Consider the following 6,404-nt stretch of genomic DNA (forward strand, 5'->3'; position numbering starts at 1 on the left):
ATGCGCCACCTGTGGCTGATCGCGACGCTCGCGGTCGCGGTCGCGGCCGGGACCGGCGCTGGGACCAGTGTCGCGTCCGCGGCCGGCGACCCGGTCTGGGTCGTCAGCCAGCAGGGGGCCGAGCTGGCGCGGATCGAGGCCGGGAAAGTGGCCGGGCGGATCCCGCTCGGACCGGCGCCGGTGGCGGCGGCGACCGACCGGGCCGGCCGCCTCTATCTGACCCACCCGGACGGGCGCGCCGTCACCGTCGTCGCGCCCGGCGAGCCGCCCCGCCGCCTGCCCGTCCCCGGCCAGGCCTTCGGCCTCGCGGCGAGCCCGGACGGGGCGCACCTGTACGTCGGCGACTGGTCGGGCGACCGCGTCCTGCGGATCTCCGCGGCGACCGGCGCCGTCGAGGGCGCCGCCGCGGTGGGCCGCGACCCGGCCCACCTCGTCCTCGACCGGCGCGGGCGGCTCTACGTCGCCGACCGCGAGAGCCGTCAGGTCAGCGTGATCGACACCGGGACGATGGCCCGCGTGGCCGTGGTCCCGACCGGCGAGGCGCCCTTCGCCCTGGCGCTCGCGCCGGACGAGGCGAGCCTCTACGTCGCCAACGTGCGCAGCGGCGACCTCACGGTGATCGACACGGCGACGCTGCGGGCCCGCGCCACGGTTCCGGCCGGCCGGATGCCCTACGGCGTGGCGGTCACCGGGGACGGCAGCCGCATCCTGGTCACCAACCAGCACGCCGCCGCCGTGACGGTGATCGACGCGGCCCGGCTCGAGATCGTCGCCACCGTGGCGGTGGGCCCCTATCCCGAGGGTATCGCGGTGGTCGGTCCGCTTGCCTACGTGGCGAACTGGTTCTCGGACGACGTCTCGGTGATCGATCTCGCCACCTGGCGCGAGACGGCGCGCATCAAGGTGGCGGAGGGGCCGCGCACGGTCCTGGCGGGGGCGCCCGCGCGATGAGACGGGCTGGCCGCATCGGGATCGCGTCCGGGCTGGTCCTGCTGGCCCTCGGCGCCTGCGACCGCGGGGCGGACGAGCGCGCCGACGCGCGCGCCGACGAGGCCGGCGCGGTGGTGGCCACCACCGCCGAGGGCACCCTGCCGGCCTGGCTCGCGCCGACCGACGGGACCGACCCGGCCCGCTGGCTCGCGGGACGGGAGGCCGGCAAGGCCCTGCCGGCCGACGATCCCCGCGTGCGCGCGATGGCGACGGCGCTGGCCGGAGCCCGCGACGGCTTCATCGAGGACCCGCGCATGATCGCCAACCGCACCGTCCAGCTCGGCCAGATGCTGGCCGAGGCCGGCATCGGCGAGGGCTACGGCGCGATCCTCGACGGTCTCGGCGGCATCGCGGCGGAGCGCGGCCGCCGCAAGAGCCTCTACGGCGAGATGTGCCAGCACTACTACAACGCCCGGATGCAGGGGGCCGACCACGCGGCCGCGCTGGCGCGCCTCGCCGGCCCGCACCCGGTCGGCGAGGGGACGCCGTGAGCGCCGCCCGGGCCTCGGCCGACCGTCCGGCGGGGCGGGACGGCCCGCGGGTTCTCGACGCGGTGCTGATCGTCGACGACCACCCGGTCGTGCGGCGCGGCTTCCGCCATCTCGCCGAGGATGCCGGCGTCCGGGCGGTCCACGAGGCCGCGGACGTGGTGTCGGGCTACCGCACCTTCCACCGCCACCGGCCCGGGCTGGTGGTGACCGACCTGGGCTTCCGCGACCAGGGGCTGTCGGGCCTGTCGCTGATCCGCCGGGTGCGGGCCCTCGAGCCGGCGACCCGGATCCTCGCCTTCAGCATGCACGACGATCCGGTGATCGTCGCCCGGGCCATCGAGGGCGGGGCGCACGGCTTCGTCCTGAAGGACACGGCGGTGACGCGCTTCCACGAGGCGCTGGCGACCGTGTCGGCCGGGCACAGCTACCTGCCGCACGAGGTCGCGACCAAGATCGCGATGCTGAATGCCGGGCTCCTGGAATCGCCCCTGGCACGCCTGACCGCGCGGGAGGTTCAGGTGCTGTCGCTGCTGGGAGCGGGCAAGTCCAACGAGGCCATCGCCGACAGCCTGTCGATGAGCCACCGGAGCGTGTCGGCCGTCGTCTCGGGCATGAAGCAGAAGCTCGGCGCCGGCAGCCTCGCCGACCTCCTGCACATCGCCCTGTCGCGGGACGGGCGCCCGGTGTGAGGACGACCGCCGTCAGCGGGCCGGGGCTACCGCGGCACGATCAGGCCGGGAACGATCGATCCCTGCGGCCCGAACGTCGCCTCGGCCTTCCGGCAATTGGCCGCGACGTCCTTCTGGTAGGCCGCGATGTAGCGGGTCGCGGTCAGGTGCAGGTCGCCGGTCTCCAGGCTCGCGGCATCGACGCCCAGGGCCTCGACGGTCTGCTTGAGGCGCGCGGGATCGCTGCGCAGGCCGGGACATTCGAGGTTCACGAAACCGGCGAGCCCCGCGAGCTTCGCGGCCTGATTGCGCCGCGGATCGGCGGACGCCGGGTCCTGCGCCTGCATCGGGGACTGTCCCTGGGGCTGGATCGGAGGCTGCGGGATGGGCTGCGCGGGGGGCTGCGCCTGAGCGTGGGCCTGGACCGTCAGAAGACCCAGGAGGCCGGCCGAGATCGGGCCGGAAAGACGGATCGCGCGCATCGCTTCTCCCATCCAGTCGCAGGAGCAGCGCGTCCGTCGACCGTCACCGCTGCGAAGAGTCGCGCAGTTCTATGCCGCTGGATCGGAGATTTACAATGCAGACCAAGCTTATAATCGTCTTAGTGACTCTGGCCTGCGCGACTCTGCCGGCGAAGGCCGCCCGCCTGACCGTGGACGACAAGGCCTCGCTGTGGCCGCGGGCGAGCGCGACCGACAAGATCGATTTCTCGACCCGGATGGGCCGGGCCTTCCACACGCTGTCGCCCAAGCTGGACGCGGCGTACTTCATGCGCTGTCTGGAGGAGACCGCCAATATTGGGGACACCAAGGACCTGCGGCTCGAGGAGATGGTGCGGACCTGCATCTCCCTGGTCCGGGACGAGGCCGAGTGAGCGGCCGGCCCGGCCTCACGGAGGGCCTCGCGCGCGGCCTCACGCCAGATGGGCGACGATGTTGACCAGGCGGTCGAACGGGTCGCGGACGTAGAACCGCTCCACGCCCCAGGGCTCACGGGCCGGGCCGTACAGCACGGGCAGGCCGGCCCGCCTCACGCGGGCGAGGACCTCCGCCAGGTCGTCGACCTCGACCGAGATGTCGGGAACCGGCGTGCCCGAGCCGCCCGCGCTGGCCACGCTGATCTGCGGCGTCGCCGACATCCCGGGGGCCGCGAAGGTCAGGATCCAGCCATGATCCATGACCACCTCCAGGCCGAGCACCTCCGCGTAGAAGGACCGCGCCGCCTCGACCTGCGTGGTCCGGATGTTGGTGACGATCCGCCTCACGGCCATGGCCCGCTCCCCGCTGCGCGCCGCCTATCAGAGGGCTCCGCGGGCGGCCCGGCAAGGCCCGGCACGGCGCCTCGGGAATCCGGGTCCCGGCCTCGTCCCGGCTAACCGCCCGGAAGTGCACGCAGCGATTGAAAGCGGGCCTCCGGAAAGAATCCGGAAAGCTCCCCGATGGTACCGTCCGCGCCGGTGGGACCTCGCACCGTCCAGCAGAATGTTCGCCCAGGCGGACGATTGGGATCCCCGGGTATGAACAGTGGGACGGTCGCGCTGCGGGAGAAGGCGAAGCTCCTCGACACCGTTCTCGACACGATGGATCAGGGGCTGATGATGATCGACGCCGCCGGCGTCGTTCAGGTCTGTAATGCCCGCGCCCTCGCGCTGCTCGACCTGCCGCCGGACCTGATGCGGTCCCGCCCGACCTTCGAGGCGGTGCGGCAATACCAGATCGCGCGCGGCGAGTTCGGGAAAGCGAGCGAGACCCTGCAGCGCTGGGTGGCCGCGGGCGGCCTGGAGTGCCGCGCCCACACCTACGAGCGCGAGCGCCCCGACGGCACCGTGCTGGAGATCCGCACCGTGCCGCTGCCCGACGGCGGTGCGGTGCGGACCTTCACGGACATCACCGCGCGCAAGCGGGCCGAGGAGACGCTGCAGGTCAGCGAGACCCGCCTCGCCCTGGCGCAGGATGCGGGCAGCGACGGGCTCTGGGACTGCGACCTCACGACCGGGGAGGCTTGGTCCTCCGACCGCTGGTGGGGGGTCCTGGGCTACGAGCCCGGCGAACTGGCGAGCCACGCGCGGACGTGGCGGGCCCTGCTCCACCCGGAGGATGCGGGCGCGGCCGAGCGGGCGCTGATCGAGCACCTGAGCGGGCGGGCGCCGACCTACATGTCCGAGCATCGCATGCGCCGCAAGGACGGCTCCTGGGCCTGGATGATGACGCGCGGCAAGGTGGTGGCGCGCGCCGCCGACGGCCGCGCGGTGCGCTTCATCGGCACCCAGATCGACATCAGCGCCCGCAAGGCCGCCGAGGGGCAGGTCGCCCACATGGCGCGCCACGACGGCCTCACCGACCTGCCCAACCGCGCCCTGTTCTACGAGCGGCTCGAGATCCGGCTCGCCGACCTGCATCTGAACGGCGGCACCTGCGCGGTGCTGTGCCTCGACCTCGACCGCTTCAAGGCCGTCAACGACAGCCTCGGCCACGCGGCCGGGGACTTCCTGCTCCGGGCGGTGGCCCATCGCATCCGCGCGGTGCTGCGGGCCGACGACATGGTGGCGCGCTTCAGCGGCGACGAGTTCGCCGTGCTGGTGGCCGATGCGGACGACCCTGCCCGCGCGGAGGCCCTGGCGGCGCGCCTGATCGCGACCGTCCAGGCGCCGATCCCGTTCGGCAAGCGGCGGCTGAAGGTGGGCCTGAGCGTCGGCATCGCCCGGGCACCCGGCCACGGCTTCGACAGCGAGACGCTGGTCCGCCGCGCCGACCTCGCCCTGTACCGGGCGAAGACCGAGGGGCGGAACACCCACCGGGTGTTCGAGCCCGCGATGGACGCGGCCGAGGCGGCCCGGCGCGATCTGGAGCGCGACCTGCGCCAGGCGATCGAGGGCGACGAGCTCATCCTGCACTATCAACCGCAGGTGAGCACCGCCACCGGCCGGCTTCTCGGGTTCGAGGCGCTCGTGCGCTGGGAGCATCCGACCCGCGGCCTCGTGCCGCCGAACGCCTTCATCCCGCTGGCGGAGGAGAGCGGGCTGATCCTGCCGCTCGGCGAGTGGGTGCTCCGGGCCGCCTGCCGCGAGGCGGCCCGCTGGGCGCACCCGCTGAAGGTGGCGGTGAACCTGTCGCCGCGCCAGTTCCAGCAGGCGGATCTGCCCGAGCGCGTGCTGGCCATCCTGACCGAGACGGGCCTCGCGCCGACGCGGCTCGAACTCGAGATCACCGAGACCCTGATCATCAACGACATGGCGCGGGCGCTCGGCATCCTGCGCCGGCTGAAGGCCTTCGGCGTGTCCATCGCGATGGACGATTTCGGCACCGGCTACTCGTCCCTCGCGACGCTGCAGGCCTTCCCCTTCGACAAGATCAAGATCGACCGGTCCTTCGTGGGCCATGTCGAGGTCAGCCCGCAGGCGGCGGTGATCGTGCGGGCGGTTCTGGGGCTCGGCCGCAGCCTCGGGATGAGCGTCGTGGCGGAGGGCGTCGAGACGGAGGCGCAGATGCGCTTCCTGGCCGCGGAGGCCTGCGACGAGGTCCAGGGCTACCTGATCAGCAGTCCGCAGCCGATCGAGCGGTTCGCCGCGCAGATCGACGCGTCCGAAACGTTCGTGCCGCCCGGCCGCCCCGACTCGGCCGTCGCCTGAGGCGCGCCGCGACGCCCCGGCGACGGCCCGGACGACCGAACGCCCGTCGCGGTACCGGTGCGGAGCGCCGAGCGGCGGCCCTGCCGCCAGCCTCTGTGGCACGGCCGCGACACCCGCCGACGACCGCCTGTGGATGACGCGACCTGCCCCCGATCCGTCAAGGTTCGGATGCCAGCGTGACCGCGCACCTCCGATCCGGCTCCCTCAGCTCCGCCATCCCATGTTCGCCCAGCCCCACGCCCTCATCCTCCGCCATCGCGAGCGCGTCGCCGTGCTCATATCCTCCGCGCTGTTCCTGGCGGGCGCCCTGCCGCTCTTCTGGGCGATCGGCTGAGGCTCGATCCCGGGCCGGCCGCATCGTCGGCTGGTCGTCGAGCTTCCGCGCCGCCGCGCTCGCGAGGACGGCGGGCCGGATTCCGGCCGCCTGAACGGCGAAGGGGCCGCCTCCTGTGGGAAGCGGCCCCTTCGCGTGTCGGGTCGGGTGCGACGGTCGGGATGCGAGCGTCGCACCCGACCGTCGCTGGTCGGTCTCAGTAGGAGCCGAACTTGTAGTTCAGGCCGGCGCGGACGACGGCGAACTCGTCGGAGCGGCGGCCGATGCCGCTGTAGACGACCGGGAAGTTGTTG

General features: G+C 73.4%; 7 protein-coding genes and 1 pseudogene. 5 read left to right on the plus strand and 3 right to left on the minus strand.

The annotated features are described in order from the left end of the window. From ASG32_RS19885 to ASG32_RS19895, 3 genes are read left to right on the plus strand one after another with little or no spacing between them, the layout of a single operon-like run. Positions 1–951, plus strand: coding sequence for a YncE family protein (locus ASG32_RS19885; protein WP_056529801.1), 951 nt, complete (start codon positions 1–3; stop codon positions 949–951). Continuing rightward, positions 948–1,481: a hypothetical protein gene (locus ASG32_RS19890; RefSeq protein WP_056529803.1), complete on the plus strand. Its 534-nt coding sequence runs from the start codon at positions 948–950 to the stop codon at positions 1,479–1,481. The genes ASG32_RS19885 and ASG32_RS19890 overlap by 4 nt, the downstream gene beginning before the upstream one ends. Continuing rightward, positions 1,478–2,170: a response regulator transcription factor gene (locus ASG32_RS19895; protein WP_056529806.1), complete on the plus strand. Its 693-nt coding sequence runs from the start codon at positions 1,478–1,480 to the stop codon at positions 2,168–2,170. The genes ASG32_RS19890 and ASG32_RS19895 overlap by 4 nt, the downstream gene beginning before the upstream one ends. Before the next feature lie 26 nt (positions 2,171–2,196). Here the strand turns inward: ASG32_RS19895 and ASG32_RS19900 are convergent, their stop codons facing one another. Continuing rightward, positions 2,197–2,631, minus strand: coding sequence for a hypothetical protein (locus ASG32_RS19900; protein WP_056529809.1), 435 nt, complete (start codon positions 2,629–2,631; stop codon positions 2,197–2,199). Between the two features lie 95 nt (positions 2,632–2,726). Here ASG32_RS19900 and ASG32_RS19905 point away from each other — a divergent pair, with 95 nt between their 5' ends. Then, positions 2,727–3,023: a hypothetical protein gene (locus ASG32_RS19905; RefSeq protein WP_234081578.1), complete on the plus strand. Its 297-nt coding sequence runs from the start codon at positions 2,727–2,729 to the stop codon at positions 3,021–3,023. Positions 3,024–3,062: 39 nt separating this feature from the next. On the opposite strand, the gene ASG32_RS19910 is transcribed toward ASG32_RS19905, so the two are convergent. Beyond that, on the minus strand, positions 3,063–3,419 hold the full coding sequence (locus ASG32_RS19910; protein ID WP_056529812.1) for a VOC family protein: 357 nt from the start codon (positions 3,417–3,419) through the stop codon (positions 3,063–3,065). A gap of 246 nt (positions 3,420–3,665) precedes the next feature. On the opposite strand from ASG32_RS19910, the gene ASG32_RS19915 reads away from it, so the two are divergent. Next, positions 3,666–5,777 (plus strand): EAL domain-containing protein, encoded by a 2,112-nt coding sequence (locus ASG32_RS19915; protein ID WP_056529815.1) that lies wholly within the window; start codon positions 3,666–3,668, stop codon positions 5,775–5,777. 530 nt (positions 5,778–6,307) lie between these two features. Here ASG32_RS19915 and ASG32_RS35210 read toward each other — a convergent pair. Beyond that, a pseudogene (locus tag ASG32_RS35210) lies at positions 6,308–6,404 on the minus strand (porin family protein); the annotation flags it as partial.

The sequence above is a fragment of the Methylobacterium sp. Leaf361 genome (assembly GCF_001424445.1).
Lineage (GTDB): Bacteria > Pseudomonadota > Alphaproteobacteria > Rhizobiales > Beijerinckiaceae > Methylobacterium.

Bases quoted from the DNA above. Each gene is read 5' to 3' on its own strand.
- ASG32_RS19885 (WP_056529801.1), top strand. From the start codon at position 1: ATGCGCCACCTGTGGCTGATCGCGACGCTCGCGGTCGCGGTCGCGGCC.
- ASG32_RS19890 (WP_056529803.1), top strand. From the start codon at position 948: ATGAGACGGGCTGGCCGCATCGGGATCGCGTCCGGGCTGGTCCTGCTG.
- ASG32_RS19900 (WP_056529809.1), bottom strand. From the start codon at position 2,631: ATGCGCGCGATCCGTCTTTCCGGCCCGATCTCGGCCGGCCTCCTGGGT.
- ASG32_RS19905 (WP_234081578.1), top strand. From the start codon at position 2,727: ATGCAGACCAAGCTTATAATCGTCTTAGTGACTCTGGCCTGCGCGACT.
- ASG32_RS19910 (WP_056529812.1), bottom strand. From the start codon at position 3,419: ATGGCCGTGAGGCGGATCGTCACCAACATCCGGACCACGCAGGTCGAG.
- ASG32_RS19915 (WP_056529815.1), top strand. From the start codon at position 3,666: ATGAACAGTGGGACGGTCGCGCTGCGGGAGAAGGCGAAGCTCCTCGAC.